The organism is Pseudomonas sp. HY13-MNA-CIBAN-0226 (genome assembly GCF_040310305.1).
Lineage (GTDB): Bacteria > Pseudomonadota > Gammaproteobacteria > Pseudomonadales > Pseudomonadaceae > Aquipseudomonas > Aquipseudomonas gregormendelii.
Genome location: NZ_JBEOPS010000214.1, coordinates 1 through 277, shown reverse-complemented (window position 1 = coordinate 277; position 277 = coordinate 1). Strand labels below are relative to the sequence as shown.

The following is a 277-nucleotide window of genomic DNA, read 5'->3' as shown; positions in this document are numbered from 1 at the left end:
GTGCAAGACTTTGATGAGCAGCCGCCAACCTCATTCCAAGTGATACAGATGACGCTGGAGAAAGAAGGTTATGAAGTGGCTCGTGATATTGCTCAGTTTTTAGTATTAGAGAATATGAATGACCCTGATGCTTACTTTAACTTAGCATTTTTGTGTGAGCAGCATGATGACAGCTTTTTAGCACTATTGAGTAGCCGCGAATGTATGCGCCTATACTTAGAGTATTTCCCCAAAAACTTTAATTGGCAAAAAAGTAAGCTGCCATGGGGCATTATGG

The 277-nt window shown here is 41.2% G+C and carries 1 protein-coding gene; it reads left to right on the top strand.

Translation table 11 applies throughout. The features are described from left to right. Nucleotides 1-48 precede the first annotated feature (48 nt). Nucleotides 49-277, top strand: a 229-nt coding sequence (locus AAEZ05_RS28465) for a hypothetical protein (protein ID WP_350649927.1), incomplete at its 3' end; no start/stop codon positions are given.